Consider the following 23,472-nt stretch of genomic DNA (forward strand, 5'->3'; position numbering starts at 1 on the left):
TTTTTCGATTTCGTGTGCTAGTGCATTACTTATTCCGAACCAACAAGGGAGGTCGCAATGAAGGCGGCGGTTCTGGAACGGCGTGGGATCGATGGCGTGACCTGGCGGGATTTTCCGGATCCCGTGCCGGCTCCGGGAGAGTCTGTGCTCAGGGTCGCGGCCTCTTCTGTCAATCGCGTCGATCTCTACATGCGCGACAACGGCAACGGGATCACCCATGCGTTGCCGCAGGTGATGGGGGTCGAAGCCGCCGGCGAGATCGTCGAAGCCGCCCCCGGTACCGGACTGAAACCAGGCATGAAGGCTGTTCTCTTCTCCGAGGCCTATTGCGGCAGATGCCGTTACTGCCAGGCAGGCGACCAGCCGCTCTGCGAGAACGTGAAGATCATGGGCGAGCATCGGCATGGTGGCTTTGCCGACTACATCGCCATGCCCAGCGCCTGCTTCTTTCCCCTCCCCGATGACGCCGACCTTGTGGCGGCAGGTGCCCTGATGACGGGCCATCTGACGGCCTGGCGGATGCTGTTCGGCAAACGGGCGCTGCAACCCGGCGAAAGCGTCCTGATCGTCGGCATTGGCGGAGGCGTGGCAGTTGCCTGCCTCCAACTGGCGAAAATCGCGGGCGCCCGCGTCTTCGTCACCTCCTCCAGCGACGAGAAAATCGCCATGGCGAAGGCGTTAGGCGCAGACGGCGGCGTCAATTACCGGCGCGATCGGGTTTCCGCTGCCGTCCAGGAGATGAGCGGCGGCGGCGTCGACATGGTGATCGACAGCGTCGGCGAAGCGAGCTGGGGCGAATCCTTGCGCTCGTTGCGCCGCGGCGGGCGCCTCATCACATGTGGCGCCACGACCGGCTCCAATCCGCCGGCCGATCTGCAACGATTGTTCATTCGCCAGCTCGAGATCTACGGCTCGACCGGCGGCAGCGTCAGCGAATTCCGCCAATTGCTCGATGTATTCAATCGCGGCCTGACCAGGCCCGTGATCGATTCATCGTTTGCAATGGCAGATGTCGGCTCGGCCCTTGCGCGCCTCGCCTCCGGCGCACAGTTCGGCAAAGTGTCGCTCATGGCCTAGCCCCATCGCACCGAGCCTTGATGCCACTGGAGCGTTCGGCGCCGCGCCAGGATCGGCAACGGCGCCGAGACGGTCACATCTTGCAGGCGGGATCCACCGGAGGAATAATGTCCTGCCCTGGCTCGAGCTTCTTGATCTGATAACCGGGCTTTCCGTCAGCCCCGATTGCGATCTGACTGATCGCCATCCGCCGCGCAGTCTGATGATCGCCCGCCCGGACTTCGACATCGCCGAGAACCGTTTCAGTCTTGAGGCCTGACAGCGCGGCGCGCACCGCGTTGATATCGGTCGAATTGGCCTTCCGCAGCGCGGCAGCCATGAGCTCGATCGCCGCGTATTGGTCGGCACTGGTGTAAGGCGGCAGCTCCCCGTTGTATTTTTCCTTGTAGGCTTTCACGAACGCTTCGGCTTGCGCGCCGGGAAAACCGGCGACGAAGCCGATGTTCTGATAGACGCCGAGCACCGTCTCGCCTTGCGCGGGCAGCGTTTGCGGAATCACGAAGGAATTGCCCAGCACCATCTTGTATTTCTTGAACAGGCCGAATTGCTGCTGCTGCTTGGCGAGATTGATGGCGTCGCTGCCGAAGATCGTCACGAACAAGCCGTCAGCGGGGTCTGCCCCCAGTTCCGAAATCTTGGCACCGAAGTCAGGCGTGCCAGACGGAGAAAACAGCACCTTACCGACGGTGCCGCCCTGGGAGGTCACCAACCCCTTGAACTTGTCTGCGGAGTCGCGCCCGGCGGCATAGTCGACGGCAAGAATGTCCCACTTCTTGATGCCCTGATCCTTCAGGAACTCCCTGAAGGCCCCCATGATCATGGAGTCGTTGGCGTTGACGCGGAAGTAGTTTGGCGAACAGTTCTTTCCGGTCAGACCGTCAGCGTTGGCCATCACCTCCAGCATCAGGACTTTCAACGCGGGAAGCTTGGCTTGCAGAGCCGGCGTCACCGCCGACGTGTCCATGCCGGTGATGAACATCGCGCCATCCTTCTGGACCGCGCGGGTGGCGCCGTCGACCGCCGTGTCCGGCGTGCCTGGATAGGAAATGAAAGTCGCCTCCAGCTTCTTGCCCGCCGCCCCGCCGGCGGCGTTGATCTGTTCGATCGCAAGGTTGACCGCCTTGACCTGGGTGTCCTTCAGCCCGGCGAGCGGTCCACTGTCAATCAGCAGAACACCGATCTTGACGGTGTCCTGGGCCAAGGCCGCGGTCGTCATGGCGAGAGCCGTTGCTGTGCCGATCGTCACCGTGCGCAGCGCACTGAAAGCTCGAGCGATGGATGCCTCCTTCATGTTCGTCCCTCCTCCGTTTTTTCTGATCTTCCGTTACAAGGCCATGAGTGCCTGGTTCTCCGGCGCGCCGATGGAGCCGATGGCACCTGCTCCAACGACCTCTCCCTTCGCCAGGATGACGAATCGATCCGTAGCGCGCTTGACGAGGTTCAGGTGCTGCTCGACCACAAGGACGCCAGTACCGGCACCGCGAATGCGGTTGAGCGTCTCGACCAGCCCATCGATCAGCACCGGCGAAAGACCTTCCGACGGCTCATCGAGAAGAATGAGGCTTGGATTGGCCATCAGAGCGCGGCCGATCGCCAGCATCTGCTGCTGACCGCCGCTCAGCATCGTGCCTAGCCGGTCGGCGCGCTCCTCCAGCACCGGGAACAGATCGAAGATGGTCTTCAGGCTCCAATGCCCTGCTCTGCCGGTCGCTCTGCTGAGCAGCAGGTTCTCCCTCACCGTGAGGTTCGGCAGGATGCGCCGTCCCTGCGGCGCAATGGCAACGCCGAGCTTCGCAGCCGTATAGCCCGGCAAGCCGTCGATCCGGCGGTCGTGGACCCAGATGGCGCCGGAGAGAATATTCGTCTCCCGGAACACCGAGAGCAGCAGCGTAGACTTGCCCGCTCCGTTACGGCCGACCAAGGCGACCGATTCCCCTTCTTCGACCGTAAGGTCGATGCCGCGCAGCACGGTGGATGCACCATAGCCGGCAACAAGGGACTCGATCCGCAGCGCGCTCATGCTGCGGTCCCCAGATAAGCCGCGATGACCCGACGATCGGCCCGGATCGCGTCGGGCGACCCCGTCGCCAGATGCCGGCCGAGATCGAGAACGGTGACCATGTTGCAGCAGGCGAAGATCGCATCGACATCATGCTCGACCACGATGGCAGCGATCCCGCGCTCCCGCACGAGGTCGCGTACATGCTCAAACAGACGCAGCGTCTCCGTCGCCGACAGGCCGGCTCCGGGCTCATCCATCAGCAGAAGACGTGGCCTTCCGATCAGGGCCAGCGCGACGTCGACACGACGCTGCACGCCATAGGCGATGCGTCCGGCCTTCTGGCTGAGATAGCCGCCGAGGTCCATGACCTCGATTACGTCATCCAGCCTGTCATCGCCGAGATGCCGTGCGACCAACTGGAGTTGCTCATGGACGGTCAGGTCCTGGAACACACTGGTGCGCTGGAACGATCGGGCCATGCCCTGGCGGCGGCGCCAGGCGATCGAACGCCGCGTGATATCCTCATTGCAATAGCGCACGCTTCCAGCGGTCGGACGCCGGCGACCGCAGATCGCGTCGAGCAGCGTGGACTTTCCGGCGCCATTCGGTCCGATGACACCGTGTAGCAGGCCGTCGCCACTCACCTCGAGATCGACATCCGTCAGCGCCCGCACCGAGCCATAGCTCACCGATAGCTTCTCGATCCTGAGCATGTCAGGGGGCCTCCCGCCGCCAGCCGAGCAGCCGCAACGCGCTCGATAGCCCGCCGACGACCCCGCGCGGAAACAGGACGATGAACACGACGATGGCGATGCCGGTCAGGAGCTGCGTGAGCCCGCGTGCGCCGAATTCATCCTGCGCAAATGAAAAGATCAGCCCGCCCAGGATTGGGCCGAACGCGCCGGCAATGCCGCCCATCAGCGCTGCGACCAAGGCATTGGTGCTGACCGAAAGCCCGAGGCTCTCGGGTGAGACGAAGCCGGCATTGAGCACGTGCAGGAAGCCGGCTATGGCGGCCACGATATTGACGAGCACATAGGCGGCCAGTCTGGGGACGAAGGTGTTGAATCCGGAGAAGCGCATGCGCTCCTCGTTCTCTCGCACGGCGCGGAGGACCGCGCCGAGACGTGAGCGGCCGACCAACCAAAACGCCAGTCCGATCAGGCACGCCACGACCCAGGCCAGCGACCAGAAGCGCGCCGGATTGGCAAACTCCGCGACGTCGACGCCAAGGATCGTTCCCTTCATCCGCACCACCAGCCCATCGGCGCCCCCGGTGTAATCGCGTAATCCCTCGAGCAGAACGGCGTGGCTGAGCATCTCGCCAGCAGCGAGCGTCAGCATCATGAAGGCGAGCGGGTTGGTCCGGACGATCAAGGCGCCCAGAACTGTTGCGTAGGCGACGATGATCAGGAAGCCGACGCACAAGGCGGCCATCGGCGTCAGGTCCCACTCGCTCATGCCGATCGCGAACAGATATCCGGCGCCGCCATAGATGCTGGCTGCGCCGAGCGCCACCAGTCCAGCCTGGCTCATCAGGAAGGCGACGCTGAGCGCCAGCATACCGAGCAGCAAACCCTCGCTGCCGAGCCGAAGCGCAAAGTCACTGGCAAGGTAGGTCGGGACAAGGGCACCAGCCCCTAGCCCAACTGCGCCGGCGACAATCGCAAGCGACATGCGCGAGAATTGACCACCGAGGGATCCCGCCGTCGTCCCGTGCAAGTCACCGGTCATCGTGCCATTGCTCAACTCAGAACCCTCCCGCGTCCGATGCCGCCGGGAGCGATGAGCAGCACGACCATCAGCAGGATGTAGGGAACGAGCGCGGCAAGGTTGGGCAGGAAGACCGATCCCGCCACCTGAACGAAACCGAACAGCAACGCCGCAACGATCGCGCCACCGATGCTGCCGGTGCCACCGATCACCACGATGATCAGGCAGTTTACGATCATAGCGACGTCCATCCCCGGATCGATCGACAGATAGGGCCCCGCCAGCACGCCGGCGATCCCGGCGAATGCGGCGCTGAGGCTCGTGACGAGCAGGCTCAGGCGATCGGCATCGATGCCCATCATCCGCGCCACCGAGGGATCCTGGCTGACGGCGCGGACATACAGTCCAGACGGCGTATATCTGAGCCAAAGCGCGAGCAGCGCGCACGAGCCAAGCCCCATCACGATCAGAAAGAGGCGATAAACGGGGTAAGAGAGATTCAGGACGGTGATCGAGCCCGAGAGAACCTTCGGGGCATCAACGCTGCGCGCCTCGCCTCCGTACAAATAGATGATGACCTGCCCGAGGATGATGCCCAATCCGAGGGTGACCAGCGCGACCTCGATGTGCGACCGTCTCTGTAGCGGCCGCAGAGCCAGGTACTCGAATGCGATGCCGAGAAGCGCGAGCAGGATCGGAACGACGAGCAGCGCCAGCCAGAACCCGCCGACGAGGGCGATGGTATATCCGAGATAGGCGCCGAGCATGTAGATCGCGCCATGGCCGAAATTGATGACGTCGCGCAGGCCATAGATCAAGGCGAGCCCGCTCGACAGCATGATCAGCAGCGAAGCGAGCGCCAGCGAGTTCGCGATCAGCAATGCGATCACGACGATGCTCCCCCGTCACGCTGCATCGCACGGTGGCACACGGCCATCCGGTGCGTCGCCAATCCGCGCGCTTGACCTCGCAAAGGGCCCTCCTGCCATTGCTCGACGTCCGCAGCCGATATTCAATCGGACGTGACGCCGGCCTTCAGCATTTCCCCGTCCTGCCGGACGATTTCGGGTTCGACGCCCGATTAGTACACTGGCTTATCATATACTGATGTTCGCCGCAAACCCTAATCGGACCCGCGCGCTGCGGCATCATGCGCCTGGCAGCATCTGTCTTCAGGAACGCCTTGACGAAACTCGTACGCACCGCAACGATATTTTGGATTCAGCGGCTGTGCCTCTCACGGCCTCAACGATCAGGCATTGCCAGGAGCACGCGCATGAATCTTGATCACGTCCTCGCGCGGCACTTCAAGCCGATCCATCAGTCCTACGATTGGCGTGATTGCGCCCTGTACGCGCTCGGCCTTGGCGTTGGCGATGATCCGCTGGATGAGGACGAACTGGCTTACGTCTACGAAGGCCGCGATCAGCAAGCCGTCCCCAGCATGTGCGTCACACTCGGCTGGCCGCCGCTCTGGATCGCCGAGCCACAGACAGGGATCGCCTGGACCAAGGCTCTGCATGGGGAGCAACGGTTCGCGCTGCATCGCCCTCTCTCCGCAAGCGGATCGGTCCGTGCCGAGCATCGAGTGAGCGCCATCGCGGATAAGGGATCGGCGCACGGCGCCCTGCTCTATTTCGATACCGAGCTGTTCGATCAGGCCAGCGGCGAACGATTGGCTAGCCTGCGTGCAACCGACTTTCTGCGTGGCGACGGCGGCTGCGGCAGCCACGGTACGCCGCCCGGCGAGCTCGCAAGGATCGGCGCCGGCGCCAAACCGAGCGCCGCCATCACGTACCGCACCCCGCGCCACGCGGCCCTGCTGTACCGACTTGTCAGCAGGGATTACATGCCCATCCACGCCGACCCCGTCGTCGCCCGCGAGGCCGGATTCGACCAACCGATTTCGCACGGTTTGAACACGATGGGTCTGGCCTGCCGCGCCGTCCTGAAGCGCTATGCGCCGGGGCATCCGGAGCGGATAGGCGCAATGGCGGTGCGATTTGTCTCGCCCGCCTTCCCCGGCGACACGATCCGGATCGAGATGTTCGAGGAAGACGAGACCATCCGCTTCAGAGCGTGGGCCGTCGAGCGGCAAATGATGGTGCTCGATCGCGGCGAATGCCGGCTTGCGACAAGTTGAAGCGTCGCGCCGGCTCAGGAACCAGGTCAGCTGCGAAGCGAATCCAGGTCAGCCATCGCCGTCGAGATCCGCTCCATCATCGCGAGTGTCGTCTGCTCCGATTGCATGTTCGGCAATAGCGGCGAGTGGCACAACGTAATGGTCCACATCAGCAAGGCATGCACCATTTGCTGGCGATAATGCAGAAAGCTCCGGTCAAAGTCTGGCTTGCTGCCGGTCAATGCAGCAAACCGGTCGAGATAGCGCAGCAGCAGATCCTTCTCCCACTTGCGGCGGTCGTCGGGCGTCAGCGCCGCTGTGACGGCGTAGGCGAAGTCCCGCGACCAATGACCGCGGGCGAGGCATTGCCAGTCGCACAGGCCCATCTTCCCCGCTCCGGTGCGGTACCAGTTGCCGATATGTACGTCGGAATGGATCAATCCCTGCGGTTCGCTGTCGTGCACGGCCAGGGCGTTCATGGCAGCAGGCCAGACCGCATCACGCTGCGCCAGGATGCTTTCGGGCATGACGTGAGAGGCGGCGTCGAAGGCCTTTCGCGTATAGTACTCAAGGCTCATCTTTTCCGCACCGATCGTGAACCATCGCGGATAGCTCGCGACAAAGCGATACTGCGTCGCGAGCTCTCCATCGCCGTGGAAGCGCGCGTGCAGTGAGGCGAGAACATCGATCATGTCCTCCGCCGTCTCGCGAGAGACGTAGGTCCGGTGGTTGCAGAACGTCGCCGATTTTGTTGCAACCATGTCTTCGAGGAGCAGGATCGAGGCAAACGTCTGACGGTCGAACGCTGCGTGATAGCCGATCGGCGCTTCGATCTCGAGCTGCGGCCGCAGCTGCACGTAAAACCGGCCTTCGACCCGCGCGGTGCCGTTGAATCCACCGATCATGCGCGTGACGACGCTGGGCAACGACTTGGTGAACATCGACTTCGGCAGATCCGCGCGCTGGCCGGCCTCGTTGTAAGCGACGATCAGCTGGTGCCGTTCGTGCGTCCCTGCGCTCGCTGGTTTGACGACGACCCCCGTTACGACCGCTTCGGGGACTTCCTGGCAGAGCACCGCCGTCAGCCATTCGGGTGTGATGGCGTCGGGCGAGCAAGGAACATCCTCGAGCCGGCGCGCCTTCGGCCGAACCAGACGCTCAAAGGCAACGCGTCCGCCTATCTTCAGCGCAGCCAGCGCCGTTGCGCCCGAAGCAGCCATGGTTCCTCCCTTCGCCGGCGGCAACCAGTCTCGAGCGTGGCGCAGCCGATAATTAGTACACTTATGTACGATCTATAGCACAATCGAGCTCAGGTTCAAGACGGCGCATTGGTTTTCGCGTGCCGCAGTTTGGCAACGCGGCGGCATAGTGGCCGCTGATTTTCAGCGCCTGTCTATTTTCGCTTCTTACGATATGATATACATGTGTACTTGTTATGCCTACTGCACGCGGCTACACCAAAAAAGAACGACATGGGAGAAAACATGAGGATCGCGATACTGGCCGGCGTTTCGGCCCTTGTCCTCGGCGGCGCCGTCTTCGGCGCTCGAGCCGGTGAAAAGCAGTACGGCCCGGGTGTCACCGACACGGAAATCAAGATCGGCCAGACCATCCCCTACAGCGGGCCAGCGTCCGCTTTTTCCAGCTATGGCCGCGTCATGACCGGCTATTTTCAGATGTTGAACGAGAAGGGGGGCATCAACGGCAGGAAGGTGAACCTGATCTCGCAGGATAATGCGTTCAGCCCGCCAAAGGCGATCGAACAGACCCGCAAGCTGGTCGACGACGACGGTGTTCTTGCCGAAGTGGGAACAGTTGGCACCGTACCCAACATCGCCGTCCAAAAGTACCTCAACCAGAACAAGGTGCCGCAGGTCTTCATTTCAGCCGGCGGCCGGCGCTTCAACGACCCGCACAGTTTTCCCTGGACCGTCCCGTTCTATCCGGCGTTCGAGATGGAGGGTGCCACATTCGGCAAGTTCATCGTCAAGAAGATACCGAACGCAAAGATCGCGGTGCTCTATCAGAACGACGACTATGGCAAGGACTACCTCACCGGCTTCAAGGCCGGCCTGGGCCCCGACAGCACGGCGAAGATCGTGGCAGAAGCACCCTATGAGCTGAGCTATCCGACCGTCGGTTCCGAAGTCCTCAAGCTCAAGGCCGCCGGCGCCGATACGATCGTCTATTTCGCAACGCCAAAATTCGCGGCGCAGGCGATCAAGAAAGCCAATGAGCTGAACTGGAAGCCGGCTCAGTTCCTGGCGAGCCCAGTCAACTCGATCCAGGGCGTTCTCACCCCCGCCGGACTCGAAAACGTCCAGGGCGCCTACACAACCCAGTTCACCAAGCAAGCCGGCGATCCGGCCTGGGCCGACGACCCGGACGTGAAGGACTATGTCGCCTTCATGAAGAAATGGGCCCCGAACGACAGCCCGAACGATTTCATCGCGCTGTCCGGATACATCAATGCGCAAGCAATCGCGAAGGGACTCGAGCGGTGCGGTGACAATCTGACACGTGAGAACTTGCTCGCCCAGGCGACGAGCTTCAACAAGGAGCGCGTCGGCATGCTGCTTCCGGGAATTGAGCTTACCAATTCGAAGGAAAACTACGCGCCCTACCGCACCCTGCGCATGGCTATCTTCGAAAAGACGTCCTGGAAGCTGCTCGAAGAGTAGCGTCGGGATCAATTCCAGGCCTGTCGGGCATGGCCCGGCAGGTCCAACCGAAAACGCCAGCGGAGAACGAGTTGACCATCAAGGGTAAGGCCTACATTGCCGGGATCTACGAACACCCGACCCGGCATGCGCCAGACAAATCCACCGCCCAGCTCCATGCCGAGGTTACCAAGGGCGCGATCGAGGACGCCGGGCTGAGCAAGGACGACATTGATGGGTATTTTCTGTCCGGCGACGCACCGGGCGGCGCCTGGCCGATGGTCGATTATCTCGGCCTCAACACCAAAAAGCTCCGCCATATCGATAGCACCGATACCGGCGGCTCCTCCTACATCATCCAGCTTGGCCATGCGGCCGAAGCCATTGCCGCGGGCAAATGCTCGGTTGCCCTGATCACGCTCGCGGGCAAGCCGCGCACCAGCCACACCCCACCACGCGCACCCGGCGCCGAGGCCGATTTCGAGACGGCCTATGGCGCGACCACCCACAATGCCTATGGCATGTGCGCGATGCGTCACATGCACGACTATGGCACCACCTCTGAGCAGCTCGCCTGGATCAAGGTCGCGGCCTCGCATCACGCACAATACAATCCGCATGCGATGCTGAAAGACGTCGTCACCGTCGAGGACGTCGTGAACTCGCCGATGATCTCCGATCCCTTGCACCGGCTCGATTGCTGCGTCGTCACCGATGGTGGCGGCGCATTGATCGTGACCTCTCCGGACATCGCCCGAAGCCTGAAGAAGCCGCTGGTCCGGTTGATCGGTCACGGCGAAGCGATGAAGGGTCCGAACGGCGGCAAGGATCTCGATCTGACCTATTCTGCCGGAATCTGGTCCGGCCCACGCGCCTTCGAGGAGGCCGGCGTGACGCCAAAGGACATCAAATACGCCTCGATCTACGACAGCTTCACCATCACGGTGCTGATGCAGCTCGAGGACCTCGGCTTCTGCAGCAAGGGCGAGGGCGGAAAATTCGTCGCCGACGGCAATCTGATCTCGGGCGTCGGCAAGCTGCCGTTCAACACTGACGGCGGCGGCCTGTGCAGCAACCATCCGGTCAATCGCGGCGGCATGACCAAGATCATCGAGGCCGTGCGGCAGCTGCGCGGTGAGGCGCATCCGAAGGTGCAGGTCAAGAATTGCGATCTCGCCATCGCTCACGGCACCGGCGGCCTTTTGGGAGTTCGCCACGCCGCCTCGACGGCCATTCTGGAGCGCGTGTGATGGCAGATGCAAGGAAATATTCGGCCCCGGTGACCAATCCCGAGACCGCCGCGTTCTGGGACGCAGCCAAGCAGGGCAAGTTCATGATCAAGCGCTGCACCGCCTGCGGCGAGGCGCACTACTTCCCGCGCGCGATCTGCCCGTTCTGCTATTCAGACAAGACGGTGTGGGAAGAAGCTTCGGGCGAGGCCACGATCTACACCTACAGCCTGATGCGGAAGTCGCCGACTGGTCCCTATGCGATCGGCTACGTCACGCTGAAGGAAGGGCCGTCGTTGCAGACAAACTTTGTGGATTGCGATCTTGAGAAGCTAAAGATCGGCCAGAAGGTGAAGGTGGTGTTCAAGCCGACGGATGGCGCGCCACTACCGTTCTTCACACCCGTCTGACACCAGGAAGCACCGGCGCGGCTGCCGCGGTGCACGGATCATCAACTGATGATCTCATCCCGGCGCAATTCGGCAATGGTCGCGTCGGAAAGGCCCATTTCCTTCAGGACATCATCGGTATGTTGCCCAAGGGTGGGCGGGGGCAGCCCGGGAGCGCGCTCCTCCCCGACGAATGTCACGGGATGGCCGACGCAATTCAAGCGGCCAGCCGCGGGATGATCGTACTGCATGATCAGCTTGTCCGCTTTTGTATGCGGATGATCCAGAAGCTGGGCAAGCGTATTGATCGGTGAACAGGGAATGCCGACTTCATTCAGCGCCTCATTCCAGTGCGCAACGGTGTTGGTGGCGATCAACGATTGCACATGCTGAAGCGTCTCGGCGCGATGCTTGACCCGTTCCGCATTGGTCCGGAATTTCGGGTCATCCACGATCGCGTTGAGGCCGGCGACGCCGCAGAACTTGCGCCACAGATTGTCGTTGGCCACCCCGATCATGATCGGTCCGTCCGAAGCCTCGAACGCCTGGTATGGGCACAGCGACTCATGGCTGGAGCCACATTTGGCCGGTTGCGTCCCCCGCTCCCAGAAGGTCTGGAGATTGTAGCCTAGAATCCCAAGCGCAGTATCGAACAGCGATACCTGGATCGCTGCGCCCTTGCCCGACTTCTCACGCGCAAACAGGCTGGCGAGGATGCCGCTGAAAGCATGCACGCCTGTCATCTGGTCGATCGGGGAAATGGGGCTGCGGATATAGCCGCCGCCCTCGTCGCCGGTCATCGACATGATGCCGCCAAAGGCCTGCAGGATCACATCGTACCCGGGCGAATTTTTCAGAGGTCCGGTCCGGCCGAATCCGGAGATGCTGCAATGGACCAGCCGGTCGTTGAGCGCGCAAAGGCTTGCGGCATCAATGCCCAGCCGCTCGGCAACCCCGGTGCCGAAGCTTTCAATGGCGACGTCGGAGGATCGAGCGAGCTCGTGCACGAGCTTCCGCCCCTTGTCCGACTTCATGTTGATCGCGATGCTTCGCTTGTTGCGATTGGCACTCAGAAACACCGTGCCGAGGCCGGGCGCGGGAAAGGGCGGCCAGCCGCGCGTCTCATCTCCCTGCCCCACCGCTTCGACCTTGATGACTTCGGCGCCGAGATCGCCGAGATATTGCGCGCAGAGCGGACCTGCGAGCACCTTCGAAAGATCGAGAACCTTGATACCGTCAAGAGGTTTTGGCACGATTTCTCTCCTTGCCGAGGGCTCGACTAGTTCAGTCCTGCGGCGAACAATCCGCCGAGATAGGCGGGGAAGCCTGCCTGTGTGACCAGGACATAGTCGGCGGCCCGCCGCTCCGCTTCGTCAAGCTGTGTGCGCCAGCCCGCGGCTGCGGCTTCGGCGTCCACCAGCCGCGCGCGCAAGAGGTCCTTGCCCCAGGTTCTCGGCTCGTCGTCATGCCAATAGACGGCATCAGTGATGCGGCCGTCGAAGTTGGCCCGGCGCGGCTGCTCGACGCGAAAACCCGCACGCGCAAAGGCATCGGAGAGTTCCTTGCCGCGCTCGGATTGAGCACCAAGCACGTTCGAGATCGCGGCAACGGCTTCCGTGATCCGGGGATTCATGCCCTTCTTCTTCAGCCGTTCGTAATCGAGCCTTCCGAGAAACAATGTCCTGATCATGTTGCGAGGCTCCCGCCTCTGGATCAGCTTTGCGAAGATCTGCATCTCGGTCCGGATGGCGCTATCAAAGTCTTGCGGAAAGCCCTGCTCGACGCAGTCGAGAATGGCCGATGGGGCCGGATAGTGGCCGAGCGTCTCTGCCAACATTTTGCTCCGGCTCACACCGATGATTGCCGCGACGCGCGACGTGTCGGCGGCGCGCCAGTCAGCCCGATCCCACGGCTGTGTTGCCGCCGGTTGCGACAAGACCCAGCGCTCGGCGGCGGCCACCTCTTCGCCCGGCCCCACCAATTCATCCGCAAGTCCAGCCGCAATAGCCGCCTGCCCGCCGATGCGTGCGCCGTCGAGCAACACCGGCAGCGCAGCCTCAATCCCGATCAAGCGCGGCAGCCGCTGGGTTCCGCCTCCGCCTGGCAGCAAGCCGACCAGCGACTCCGGAAGACCGAAGGTCGCCTGCGGGTGATCGGCGATCACCCTGTGATGCGCGGCAAGAGCGAACTCGCAGCCGCCTCCCAGGGCAAGGCCAGCAACGGCCACGGCAATCGGCTTGCCGGCGGTCTCGAGCCGGCGCAAGCCGTGGCTCAGCCGGAAGAAATGATCAAAAGCGAGACGATCGCGTTCGGCGGATGGCGCTGCCATGATCATGTCATAGGCAGTCTCCAGCTCCGCGAGATCCGCGCCTGCGCAGAACGCCGTGGGCTTGCCGGAGCTGATGACGACGCCGATCACATCGCTTTGCTTGAGCCAGTCTGCGAATAGGCCAATTTCGTCGATCGCGGCGTTCGAGAACACGTTCATCGAGCGGCCGGGCATGTCGAAGATCAGGTGCAGGACGCCGCTCGTCGACATCTCGATTCGAAATTGCTTCAGCTCCGCTCCGATCACCATCGCTCCCTCCCTCCAGAACAGTTCATTGGTGTACGATCGTACTTGCCTTAGACGGTTTTCAGGTTGTATACCCAAACCGAATACTGTACACTAGCAAACTAAATCAGACGGGACGATTTTTGACAATGATCGAGCGCACGATCTTTCGCGAAGAACATGAGATTTTCCGGCAGACGGTACGTCGCTTCGTCGATCGCGAGATCGTGCCCTTCCACGCCCAATGGGAAGAGGACGGCATTGTTCCGCGGGACCTCTGGCTGAAGGCTGGCGCCGCCGGCCTCTTGTGCTGCACCGTGCCAGAAGAATATGGCGGCATGGGTCTCGACTATCTCTTCGACGTGGTCGTGTTCGAAGAACTCTGGCGCGCTGGCGCGAGCGGCCCCGGCTTTCTTATCCATACCGACCTCGTCGCGACCTATCTGCTGTCGTTCGGCAGCGAGGCGCAAAAGCGCAAATGGCTGCCCAAGATGGTCTCGGGCGAGGCCATCGGCTCGCTGGGCATGACGGAACCCCATGCCGGCAGCGATCTCAAGGCGATCCGGACCCGCGCTTCGCGTGACGGCGATGACTTCGTGATCAACGGCCAGAAGGTCTTCATTTCCAACGGTCAGCTTTGCGACTTCATCGTGCTGGCGACCAAGACCGACAGCCAGGCCGGCGCCAAGGGCGTGACGCTGTTCATCGTCGAGAGCAACCGGGACGGCTTCAAGCGCGGCCGGAATCTGGAGAAGCTCGGCATGAGGGCGCAAGATACGTCCGAGCTATTCTTCGACAATGTCCGCATTCCCGCCAGCAACATGCTGGGGGCGGAAGGCAGGGGTTTTGCGCAGATGATGACCAAACTGTCGCAGGAGCGTCTGGCGCAAGCCATTCGCTCGGCGACCGTCACCGAGACCGTGATCGACTGGACGCTGCAATATACCTCCGAGCGGAGCGCATTCGGCCAGAAGCTCGCCGATTTCCAGAACACCCAGTTCAAGCTCGCCGAGCTCAAGACCAAAGCGACTGTCGCCCGCGTCTTCACCGACAAGTGCATTGCCCTGTTCATGGAGGGCAAGCTCGATCCCGTCGATGCCGCCATGGCCAAGATGTTCACCTCGGAGCTGCACTGCGAGGCCGTCGATGAATGCCTCCAGTTGTTCGGCGGCTGGGGCTATATGTGGGAATACCCGATCGCCAGGGCCTATGCCGATGCGCGGGTGGTGAAGATCGCCGGAGGCTCGATCGAGATCATGAAGACGATCATCGCGCGGCAAATGTACTCGCAGCGAGGATACGACATTCAGAGAAACGGGTCGGCCTCATAGGCCTTCCCATCGCCTTCGAGGCATCGAAGGTCGCCGGCAAAAATATAAACGACAAGGGAGATCAGCGTTGAAGGGCCTATCGGGAAAAGTAGCCGTCGTGACCGGCGGCGGACAGGGCATCGGACGAGGATTGACACTGCGGCTCGCCGAAGAAGGCTGCAAGATCGCGATCTTCGACATCAATCCGCAAGGCGGCGAAGAAACCGCAAAGCTCGCGCCGCAGGCTGATATCAAGACCTACGCGGTCGATGTGGGAGACGCTGCTTCCGTCGAGGCGGCAGTCAGCAAGGTCGAAGCCGAGCTAGGCCCGATCTGGCTCCTGGTCAACAATGCCGGCTGGGACCGCCCGATGCCGTTCCTGAAGACCGACAAGGAGCTTTGGGACAAGATCATCCGGATCAATCTCTATGGACCGCTCAACACCCACAAGGCGATTGCGCCCTTGATGGCCGAGCGCGGCGGTGGCCGCATCGTCAATATCGCCTCCGACGCCGCGCGCGTCGGCACCAGCGACGAGGCCGTCTATTCCGCCTGCAAGGGCGGGTTGATCTCCTTCACCAAGTCGCTGGCGCGCGAGCTGGCCCGCAAGAACGTCCTTCTCAACGCCGTCTGCCCCGGCCCGACCAACACGCCGATGATGGCGTCGGTCCTTGGCGAAGGCGAGCACGCCGTGAAATGGAAGGACGCCATGGTCCGGGGCATTCCGCTGAAGCGGATGGGCGAGCCGGACGACTACGGCGGGATCGTCGCGATGCTCGCTTCCGACGACGGCAAATTCATCACCGGGCAAACCATTTCCGTCTCCGGCGGAATGAACATGATCTAGATCGCGCCAGGAAACGCCAAGAAAACGCCAAGGAAACGCTATGACCGACCCCAAGCAATTCACCGACGTCATCTATGAAGTCCGCGACCGCGCCGCGTGGATCATCATCAACCGGCCCAAGGTCTATAACGCCTTCCGCGGCCAGACGCTCGAGGAGCTCATCCAGGCCTTCCATCTCGCCGCCAACGACCGAAAGGTCGCAAGCATCGTCCTGACCGGCGCCGGCGAAAAAGCCTTCTGCACCGGCGGTGATCAATCTGCGCATGAGGGCCAGTATGACGGCCGCGGCGTGGTGGGACTGCCGATCGACGAAATCCAGGGCTTGATCCGCGACGTGCCGAAACCGGTGATCGCCCGGGTCAACGGCTTTGCGATCGGTGGCGGCAACGTGCTCGCAACACTTTGCGATCTCACCATCGCTGCGGATCATGCCCAATTCGGCCAAGTCGGCCCCAAGGTCGGCTCGGTCGATGCCGGTTGGGGAACGGCCTTCCTGGCTCGTCACGTCGGCGACAAGAAGGCCCGCGAGATCTGGTTCCTCAACGAGCGCTATACGGCCGAGCAGGCGCGCGAGATGGGTCTCGTCAACAAGGTCGTGCCCATGGCGCAGCTTGACGCCGCCGTGAAGGATTGGACCGACAAGCTCGCGCAGCGATCGCCAACCGCGATCGCGCTCGCCAAGCGATCATTCAACGCCGATTCCGACAACATCCGCGGTATCAGCAATTTCGCGCTGCACGCCGTCAAGATGTTCTACGACACGGCGGAGTCGAAGGAAGGCGTCGCGGCCTTCAACGAGAAGCGCGACCCGGACTTCCATAAGTTCACATGACGGCCTATGCGCCGATAGCGATCGCAAGCTGAGGGAGCGGCCATGGCGCCCCACAAGGTCATCATCTCCTGCGCGGTCACGGGATCAATCCACACGCCCTCGATGTCACCGCATTTGCCGGTGACATCGGCCGAGATCGCCGAGTCCGCGCTCGGCGCTGCGGCGGCGGGGGCAGCGATCGTGCATCTGCACGCCCGCAATCCCACCGACGGCAGACCGGATCAATCGCCGGAAGCCTTTGAGCCGTTCCTGCGCGTCATCAAGCAGAGCTCCAACGTCGTCGTGAACCTGACGACCGGCGGCTCGCCCTACATGACGGTGGAAGAGCGCGTGCGCCCGGCGGCGACCTGGAAGCCGGAGGTCGCAAGCCTCAACATGGGCTCGATGAATTTCGGCCTGTTCCCCATGCTGAAACGCTACAAGTCGTTCAAGCATGACTGGGAGCCGCAGATGCTGGAAGGCTCCCACGACCTCGTCTTTCGCAACTCGTTCAAGGATATCCGCTACGCGCTGGAAACGCTGAACAGCTCCGGCGCCCGATACGAGTTCGAGTGCTACGACACCAGCCATCTCTATAACCTGCATTATTTCTGGACCGAGGGCCTGGTGAAGGCGCCGCTGTTTATCCAGACCTGTTTTGGATTGCTCGGCGGCATCGGCTCCCATCCGGACGATGTCATGCACATGAAGCGGACCGCCGATCGACTGTTCGGCGACAATTACCGCTGGTCGGTGCTCGGCGCCGGCCGCGCCCAGATGCAGGTCGCGGCCATGGCGGCGGCGATGGGCGGCAACGTCCGTGTCGGCCTGGAAGACAGTTTGTGGATCGGCTCCGGCCGCCTCGCCGAAACCAATGCGGCGCAAGTGACGCAGGTCCGCAAGATCATCGAAGGCCTCGGGCTCGAGATCGCGAGCCCGGACGAAGCACGCGAGATCCTCCAGCTCAAGGGCGGCGACAAGGTCGCCTTCTAGGGCTCAACCGACGGCTCGACAGACATGTTGCCACATCGCCCGGTCTACGACGAAGAACACGCACTCCTGCGCGAAAGCGTCCGCCGCTTCGCCGCGGCGAAGATCGCGCCGCACTTCCAGGAATGGGAGAAGGCCGGAATCATTGATCGCGCGCTGTGGCCGGCGGCGGGCGATGCCGGCCTGCTCTGCCCGCAAGTGCCCGAACAGTATGGTGGCATCGGCGGCGACTTCCGCCACAATGCCGTCGTCATCGAGGAGCTCGCTTATTCCGGCTTTGCGGGGCCAGCGACCGACTTCTCGGTCCATAACGACGTCTGCTGCGGCTATCTCCTGAGTTACGGGACCGAGGAGCAGAAGACAAAGTGGCTGCCGCGCATGGTCTCGGGCGAGATCGTCTGCGCAATCGCCATGACTGAGCCGGGCACTGGCAGCGATTTGCAGGGCATTCGCACCCGCGCGGTTCGGGACGGCGAGGACTACGTCATCTCCGGCCAGAAGACCTTCATCTCGAACGGCCAGATGTGCGACCTCGTCATCGCGGTCACCCGCACCAACCCGGACGGCGGTTCACGCGGCATGAGCCTGATCCTGGTCGAGACCGACCGCCCCGGTTTCCGGCACGGCCGCAACCTCGACAAGCTCGGCCATCTCTCCTCCGACACCTCGGAGCTGTTCTTCGACCAGGTCCGCGTTCCCGTGAGTAATCTGCTGGGGTCCGAAGGTGGCGCGATGGGCGCGCTGATGAGCGAATTGCCGCAGGAGCGGCTCACGATCGCGCTTCACTCGATTGCCTCGGCACAAAAGGCGTTCGACATCACCAAGGCATACGTGCTCGAGCGCAAGGCCTTTGGACAGGCGATCGGCGCCTATCAGAACACGCGCTTCAAGCTGGCTGACCTCAAGTCCGACCTTCAGGTCGGCTGGGCCTATGTCGACCAGTGCCTGAGCCAGCACATTCGTGGTGAGCTGAGCACCTATGCCGCATCGACGGCAAAGCTCTGGGTCACCGAGATGCATGGACGTCTCGTCGACCAGTGCCTGCAATTCTTCGGCGGCTACGGCTTCATGCGCGAATACGAGATCTGCCGGTTGTTTGCGGATGCGCGCGTCCTGCGCATCTATGGCGGCACGTCGGAGATCATGCGAGAGTTGATCTCGCGCAACCTCTGACGCACGCCATAGCGTGGCTCAATAGCTCTTCGGCAGATCGAGCACCTTCTCGGCGATGAAGCTCAGGATGAGTTGCTCCGTGATCGGCGCGAGCCGGGTGATCGAGACTTCGCGGAACAGCCGCTCGACGTGATATTCCTTGGCATAGCCGAAGCCGCCATGGGTCATGATGGCCTGCCAGGCCGCATCGTGGCCGGCGCGCGCGCCGAGCAATTTGGCGCTGTTGGCTTCGGCGCCGCACGGCTTGTCCGAATCGTAGAGCCAGGCGGCACGCATCGCCATCAACCACGCCGACTCCAGATACATCCAGTTCTCGGCGAGGGGATGCTGGATCGACTGATTTTGGCCGATCGGACGGTCGAACACCACGCGCTCCCTGGCGTAGCGCGTTGCCCGGCGCAGGGCGTCCTGACCAATGCCGATGGCCTCGGCCGCGATCAGGATACGTTCGGGATTGAGGCTGTGCAGGATGTAGGAAAAGCCCTTGCCTTCCTCGCCGATCCGGTCGGCCTCCGGAATGAATAGACCATCGATGAAGATGGCGTTGGAATCGACCGCCTTGCGTCCCATCTTCGGGATTCGGCGCACCTCGATCTTCGAACGGTCGAGATCGGTGTAGAAAATGGTGATGCCGTCGGTCGGCCGCTTGCAATCCTCGAATTTGGTGGTGCGGGTCAGAAGCATGATCTTGTTGGCGATCTGCGCCGTTGACGTCCAGACCTTCTGGCCGTGCACGAGATAGCCGCCCGGCACCTTCTCGGCGAAGGTCTTGATGCGCGTGGTGTTCAACCCAGCGTCCGGCTCGGTGAAGCCGAAGCAGCACTGGTCGTCGCCTGCGACCAGCCGCGGCACCCAGCGCCGCTTCTGGTCGTCCGTTCCCTTCACCACGATCGGGTGCGGTCCGAACAGATTGATATGCACGGCGGATGCCGACGTCATGCCGCCGCCATGGCTCGCCACCTCGTGCATCATGATCGCGGCCTCGGTGACACCCAGACCAGAGCCGCCATATTCCTCCGGCATGGTGATGCCGAGCCAGCCGGCATCCGCCATGGCACGGTGGAACGCGCGCGGAAACTCGCCGTCCTCGTCGCGGGTAAGCCAGTACTCGTCGTCGAAACGCGAGACGACGGCGCGAACGCCCTCGCGGATCGCTGCGTGATCGTCCGGCACGTCGAGCTGGTTGGCGAACGACCTATCCATGAGAGATGCCTTCCCCGATCGACGCCAAGGTTCTTCGTGCTGCAATCAGATGCGGCATGTCATACATCTTGCCGTCGATGCCGACGGTCCCGACATCCGGATTCGCCGCGAGCGCAGCCACGACTTGGCGCGCATGTTCGATATCGGCGTCCGACGGCGTGAAGCAGGCATTGATGGTTGCGACCTGATCAGGGTGGATCGCGATTCGGCCGACAAATCCGTCCCGTCGCGCAATCTTGCAGCTTTCGGCCAGCCCCTGCTGATCCCTGAAGTCGACGTACAGGGTTTCGAGCGCCGCAGCATCGGCAGCGCCGGCGGCAAACAGGCACTGCGCACGTGCCACCTGATAGGGAAAAGTCCAGCTTCCATCGGCTTCCCGCGGCGTCAGCGCGCCGAGCGCTGCACTCAGATCTTCGCCGCCCCAGGTCATCGCCACCAGGCGCTTGTTCTTGCGCGCGTAGCCGTTGAATCCGATCATCGCGGCCGGCGTCTCCGTTGCCACGACCAACAGCTTGACGTGACCAGGCGCGACGCCGGTCGCGACCTCCAGCACATCGACATAATGCGAGACGAGATCGACATCCTCGATGCCGTTGACCTTGGGAATCAGGATGCCGTCGAGGCCCGGACGAACCACGGCGGCCAGATCTTCCAGCGTCAACCCCGTGCCGAACGGGTTGATGCGGACCAGGAACGACCAATTCCTCGTGCCTCCGCCCAGCAACGCCTTGACGGCCTCACGCGCAAAGGCTTTTCGGCCGGGTGCAACGGAGTCCTCAAGATCGAGGATCAGCGCATCGGCACCGACGCCGCCTGCCTTGGCGAATTTGCGTTCGCTGTCGGCCGGTACGAAGAGGAGCGAACGTAGTTTCATGCCGGCCTCCGCATCATCAATCCATTCCTGCGGCAGTAGACGACCTCCTCGTCGCGCTGATTGAAGCCGCGGTGTTCGAAAGTGACGATGCCCTGCGTCGGACGCGACTTGCTGTCCCTGACCGCGACGACCTTGGTCTCGGCGCGCAGTGTGTCGCCGGCAAAGACCGGCTTCGGGAACCGCGTGTCCTCCATGCCGAGATTGCCGACCGTGGTCCCAAGCGTCGTGTCCTGCACCGACAGGCCGATGATCAGCCCGAGCGTGAAGATCGAATTCATCAGCGGCTTTCCGAACTCGGTGCCCGCAGCATAGTGGTGATCAATATGCACCGCCGCCGGATTGTAGGTCAGCGACGAGAACAGGATGTTGTCCATGTCGGTCACGGTGCGCCGGATTTCATGGACAAAGGTCTGCCCGACCGAAAATTGCTCGAAGTAGAGCCCCGCCATTTTGCTTGCCTCTTTATGTCTTGCCGAGATCCCGAGGCTTTCAGCCGGCCGGGACGTCCTTGTCTCCCGCCCGATTTCTACCGTATAGTCATATCGTACACAAGCGTACTAAATATGAGGAACGCTCATGGCCCTTCATGAAAATCGGCAGGTGCGGCTCGTGACCCGGCCGCGCGGGATACCGCAAGGCGAGCACTTTTCGCTGGTCACGGAACCGGCCGCCATACCCGACAAGGGCGAGATCCTGATTGCAAATCGCTACCTCTCCGTCGATCCGGCACAACGCGGATGGGCCAATGATGAGGGGAACTATAGCGCACCCGTGCCGCTCGACACGCCGATGCGTGCGCTTGCGGTCGGCGAAATCCTCGAGAGCAACGTGCCGGGATATCGACCCGGTGAGCACGTCTACGGATGGTTTGGCTGGCAGCGCTATTGCGTCACGACGCCGGACTCGGTGCTGCGCCGCGTCGTTCCGTCCAGCCTGCCGCTCAGCGCCAATCTGAGCGTGCTCGGCATGAACGGCATCACCGCCTATCTCGCCCTTCATGGTCTGGGCGAACCCAAGCCCGGCGAGCATGTGCTGGTCTCGACGGCAGCCGGCAGTGTCGGAAGCTTTGTCGGCCAGCTCGCACACATCGCCGGCTGCCGCGCGGTCGGGTTGACCAGTTCGGACGACAAGGCCGCGCGAGCAAAAGCGCGCTACGGCTATCAGGACATGATCAACTACCGCGAGGCGACTGATCTCGGCGCGGCCATCCGCGCGGCGTGTCCCGACGGCAACGACATCTTCTTCGACAACACCGGCGGAGCGATCGCCGACGCCGCGATCCGCACCATGCGGCTGCGCGGGCGCGTGATCCAGTGCGGCACCGCCGCGAATGCGTCCTGGACCCCCGTCCCCACCGGTCCGCGTCCCGAGCGCGAAATTCTCACCCGCCGCCTGCGCTGGTCCGGCTTCATCATCTTCGATCATCTCGCCGAGTTCGAAGCGGCCGCGGCTCGCCTTGCCGAACTGGCGCTGGCCGGCAAGATCGTCCACGACGAAGAGATCCTGCAGGGTCTCGAACACGCGCCCGGCGCCATCGCGCAACTTTACCGTGGCGAGAACCATGGCAAGCTGATCATCGCGGTCGACTGAGCCGAAGCGAGCTACGCGCTGGCCTTCTGCTTCATGACCTCCGGCAGCTTCGCGCGATGGAAGCCTTCGAACGGCGCGCTGCGGCTGTGCGGCTCGAGCTTCCAGGTCGTGCGCGCGTTGGGCGTGCCGCCGTCGACGCGAAGACAGGACCCGGTGATATAGGCCGCCGCCGGCGACAGCAGGTAGGTGATAGCGGCCGATATCTCCGCTTCCGTTCCAAACCGCTGCAGCGGCACGCGCTCGGTGAAGTCATGCAGCTTCTTCTGCATCTCCGGCGTGTAGGTATCGAAGCCGCTCGACACGATGCCGCCGGGCGCGACCGCGTTGACGCGGACACCCGAGGCCGACCATTCGCAGGCGGCCGTCTCGGTCAAGGTCAGCATGCCACCGCGGGCGGCGGCCGAATGGCCGAACTCGGGCCAGCCGTGCCAGATATCGGCGATGATGTTGACGATCGCCCCGCCATTGGCCTCCATCCAGCGGTTATAGACCTCGCGCATGAAGATGAAGCCGCCGGTCAGATTGTTGCGCACGACCGCCTCGAATCCCTTGGTCGAGATCGCCTTCAAGGGCGCCCGAAACTGCCCGCCCGCATTGTTGATCAGGCCATCGATGCGGCCATAGCGCGCCAGCACGGCGTCGACGGCGCCGACCACCATGGTCTCGTCGCGGATGTCACAGGCGTGGCTCATCGCCTGCCCGCCATCCTCCTCGATCTCGCGCTGTACCTCGACGAGCTTCTCCACGGTCCGGCCGAGGATCGCCACGTTCGCCCCGAGGGCGGCGAGTTCATGGGCGGTGCAGCGCCCGATCCCGCTGCCGCCACCGGTGACGATGATCGTCTGCCCCTTGAACAGATCCGGCCTGAACACGGATTGATATGGCATTCTGCGGCTCCCTGAAGATTATTGGCGACAGCCGTTGCAGC

At 62.8% G+C, this 23,472-nt stretch carries 23 protein-coding genes and 1 pseudogene; 11 read left to right on the top strand and 13 right to left on the bottom strand.

Annotated elements, in window-relative coordinates; translation table 11 throughout:
* Window positions 1-57: 57 nt before the first annotated feature.
* Window positions 58-1,077, top strand: a complete 1,020-nt coding sequence (locus ABIB95_RS16780) for a zinc-binding dehydrogenase (RefSeq protein WP_354240653.1) — start codon at window positions 58-60, stop codon at window positions 1,075-1,077.
* 73 nt (window positions 1,078-1,150) lie between these two features.
* On the opposite strand, the gene ABIB95_RS16785 is transcribed toward ABIB95_RS16780, so the two are convergent.
* From ABIB95_RS16785 to ABIB95_RS16805, 6 genes and pseudogenes are all read right to left on the bottom strand, one after another.
* Window positions 1,151-2,368 (bottom strand): ABC transporter substrate-binding protein, encoded by a 1,218-nt coding sequence (locus tag ABIB95_RS16785; RefSeq protein ID WP_354240655.1) that lies wholly within the window; start codon window positions 2,366-2,368, stop codon window positions 1,151-1,153.
* Between the two features lie 33 nt (window positions 2,369-2,401).
* Window positions 2,402-3,097 carry an ABC transporter ATP-binding protein gene (locus ABIB95_RS16790; protein WP_354240657.1) on the bottom strand — a complete coding sequence of 232 codons (696 nt, stop codon included), beginning with the start codon at window positions 3,095-3,097 and terminating at the stop codon, window positions 2,402-2,404.
* The gene (locus tag ABIB95_RS47370) at window positions 3,094-3,336 is read right to left on the bottom strand and encodes an ABC transporter ATP-binding protein C-terminal domain-containing protein (protein ID WP_502917837.1); all 243 of its coding nucleotides are present in this window, start codon (window positions 3,334-3,336) and stop codon (window positions 3,094-3,096) included. Before ABIB95_RS47370 ends, ABIB95_RS16790 begins: the two co-directional genes overlap by 4 nt.
* Window positions 3,337-3,792, bottom strand: a pseudogene (locus ABIB95_RS16795) (ATP-binding cassette domain-containing protein); the annotation flags it as partial.
* 1 nt (window position 3,793) lies between these two features.
* A complete protein-coding gene (locus ABIB95_RS16800; RefSeq protein WP_354240661.1) occupies window positions 3,794-4,756 on the bottom strand; it encodes a branched-chain amino acid ABC transporter permease in 963 nt (320 codons plus the stop codon).
* Window positions 4,757-4,824: 68 nt separating this feature from the next.
* On the bottom strand, window positions 4,825-5,682 hold the full coding sequence (locus ABIB95_RS16805) for a branched-chain amino acid ABC transporter permease (protein WP_354240663.1): 858 nt from the start codon (window positions 5,680-5,682) through the stop codon (window positions 4,825-4,827).
* Window positions 5,683-6,068: 386 nt separating this feature from the next.
* Between ABIB95_RS16805 and ABIB95_RS16810 the strand changes: the two genes are divergently transcribed.
* On the top strand, window positions 6,069-6,935 hold the full coding sequence (locus ABIB95_RS16810) for a MaoC/PaaZ C-terminal domain-containing protein (RefSeq protein ID WP_354240665.1): 867 nt from the start codon (window positions 6,069-6,071) through the stop codon (window positions 6,933-6,935).
* Window positions 6,936-6,961: 26 nt separating this feature from the next.
* On the opposite strand, the gene ABIB95_RS16815 is transcribed toward ABIB95_RS16810, so the two are convergent.
* Window positions 6,962-8,134 (bottom strand): phosphotransferase family protein, encoded by a 1,173-nt coding sequence (locus tag ABIB95_RS16815; protein ID WP_354240667.1) that lies wholly within the window; start codon window positions 8,132-8,134, stop codon window positions 6,962-6,964.
* 264 nt (window positions 8,135-8,398) lie between these two features.
* On the opposite strand from ABIB95_RS16815, the gene ABIB95_RS16820 reads away from it, so the two are divergent.
* The 3 genes from ABIB95_RS16820 (at window position 8,399) to ABIB95_RS16830 (ending at window position 11,213) form a co-directional block, all read left to right on the top strand.
* Window positions 8,399-9,595 (top strand): ABC transporter substrate-binding protein, encoded by a 1,197-nt coding sequence (locus ABIB95_RS16820; protein WP_354240669.1) that lies wholly within the window; start codon window positions 8,399-8,401, stop codon window positions 9,593-9,595.
* 71 nt (window positions 9,596-9,666) lie between these two features.
* Entirely contained in the window at window positions 9,667-10,824 is a 1,158-nt protein-coding gene (locus ABIB95_RS16825) for a thiolase family protein (protein ID WP_354240671.1), read from the top strand.
* Window positions 10,824-11,213, top strand: coding sequence for a Zn-ribbon domain-containing OB-fold protein (locus ABIB95_RS16830; RefSeq protein WP_354117751.1), 390 nt, complete (start codon window positions 10,824-10,826; stop codon window positions 11,211-11,213). Before ABIB95_RS16825 ends, ABIB95_RS16830 begins: the two co-directional genes overlap by 1 nt.
* 41 nt (window positions 11,214-11,254) lie before the next feature.
* On the opposite strand, the gene ABIB95_RS16835 is transcribed toward ABIB95_RS16830, so the two are convergent.
* Together ABIB95_RS16835 and ABIB95_RS16840 are read right to left on the bottom strand one after the other, a co-directional pair.
* The gene (locus tag ABIB95_RS16835) at window positions 11,255-12,445 is read right to left on the bottom strand and encodes a CaiB/BaiF CoA transferase family protein (protein WP_354240673.1); all 1,191 of its coding nucleotides are present in this window, start codon (window positions 12,443-12,445) and stop codon (window positions 11,255-11,257) included.
* A 26-nt stretch (window positions 12,446-12,471) separates the two neighbouring features.
* Window positions 12,472-13,770: an enoyl-CoA hydratase-related protein gene (locus ABIB95_RS16840; RefSeq protein ID WP_354240675.1), complete on the bottom strand. Its 1,299-nt coding sequence runs from the start codon at window positions 13,768-13,770 to the stop codon at window positions 12,472-12,474.
* Between the two features lie 125 nt (window positions 13,771-13,895).
* On the opposite strand from ABIB95_RS16840, the gene ABIB95_RS16845 reads away from it, so the two are divergent.
* From ABIB95_RS16845 to ABIB95_RS16865, 5 genes are all read left to right on the top strand, one after another.
* Entirely contained in the window at window positions 13,896-15,077 is a 1,182-nt protein-coding gene (locus ABIB95_RS16845) for an acyl-CoA dehydrogenase family protein (protein WP_354240677.1), read from the top strand.
* 67 nt (window positions 15,078-15,144) lie between these two features.
* The gene (locus ABIB95_RS16850; protein ID WP_354240679.1) at window positions 15,145-15,903 is read left to right on the top strand and encodes an SDR family oxidoreductase; all 759 of its coding nucleotides are present in this window, start codon (window positions 15,145-15,147) and stop codon (window positions 15,901-15,903) included.
* Window positions 15,904-15,943: 40 nt separating this feature from the next.
* A complete protein-coding gene (locus ABIB95_RS16855) occupies window positions 15,944-16,735 on the top strand; it encodes an enoyl-CoA hydratase-related protein (RefSeq protein WP_354117747.1) in 792 nt (263 codons plus the stop codon).
* Window positions 16,736-16,777: 42 nt separating this feature from the next.
* Window positions 16,778-17,707, top strand: a complete 930-nt coding sequence (gene kce, locus ABIB95_RS16860) for a 3,5-dioxohexanoate:acetyl-CoA acetone transferase (RefSeq protein ID WP_354240681.1) — start codon at window positions 16,778-16,780, stop codon at window positions 17,705-17,707.
* A 24-nt stretch (window positions 17,708-17,731) separates the two neighbouring features.
* Window positions 17,732-18,877, top strand: coding sequence for an acyl-CoA dehydrogenase family protein (locus tag ABIB95_RS16865; RefSeq protein WP_354240683.1), 1,146 nt, complete (start codon window positions 17,732-17,734; stop codon window positions 18,875-18,877).
* Between the two features lie 18 nt (window positions 18,878-18,895).
* On the opposite strand, the gene ABIB95_RS16870 is transcribed toward ABIB95_RS16865, so the two are convergent.
* From ABIB95_RS16870 to ABIB95_RS16880, 3 genes are read right to left on the bottom strand one after another with little or no spacing between them, the layout of a single operon-like run.
* On the bottom strand, window positions 18,896-20,080 hold the full coding sequence (locus tag ABIB95_RS16870; protein ID WP_354240685.1) for an acyl-CoA dehydrogenase family protein: 1,185 nt from the start codon (window positions 20,078-20,080) through the stop codon (window positions 18,896-18,898).
* Window positions 20,073-20,954 carry an HpcH/HpaI aldolase/citrate lyase family protein gene (locus ABIB95_RS16875; protein ID WP_354240687.1) on the bottom strand — a complete coding sequence of 294 codons (882 nt, stop codon included), beginning with the start codon at window positions 20,952-20,954 and terminating at the stop codon, window positions 20,073-20,075. The genes ABIB95_RS16870 and ABIB95_RS16875 overlap by 8 nt, the downstream gene beginning before the upstream one ends.
* On the bottom strand, window positions 20,951-21,403 hold the full coding sequence (locus ABIB95_RS16880; protein WP_354240689.1) for a MaoC family dehydratase: 453 nt from the start codon (window positions 21,401-21,403) through the stop codon (window positions 20,951-20,953). Before ABIB95_RS16880 ends, ABIB95_RS16875 begins: the two co-directional genes overlap by 4 nt.
* A 127-nt stretch (window positions 21,404-21,530) precedes the next feature.
* On the opposite strand from ABIB95_RS16880, the gene ABIB95_RS16885 reads away from it, so the two are divergent.
* Entirely contained in the window at window positions 21,531-22,544 is a 1,014-nt protein-coding gene (locus ABIB95_RS16885) for an NADP-dependent oxidoreductase (protein ID WP_354240691.1), read from the top strand.
* Between the two features lie 11 nt (window positions 22,545-22,555).
* Here the strand turns inward: ABIB95_RS16885 and ABIB95_RS16890 are convergent, their stop codons facing one another.
* Window positions 22,556-23,431, bottom strand: a complete 876-nt coding sequence (locus tag ABIB95_RS16890) for an SDR family oxidoreductase (RefSeq protein WP_354240693.1) — start codon at window positions 23,429-23,431, stop codon at window positions 22,556-22,558.
* Window positions 23,432-23,472 lie beyond the last annotated feature (41 nt).

It is taken from the genome of Bradyrhizobium sp. LA2.1 (genome assembly GCF_040547725.1).
Classification (GTDB): domain Bacteria; phylum Pseudomonadota; class Alphaproteobacteria; order Rhizobiales; family Xanthobacteraceae; genus Bradyrhizobium; species Bradyrhizobium barranii.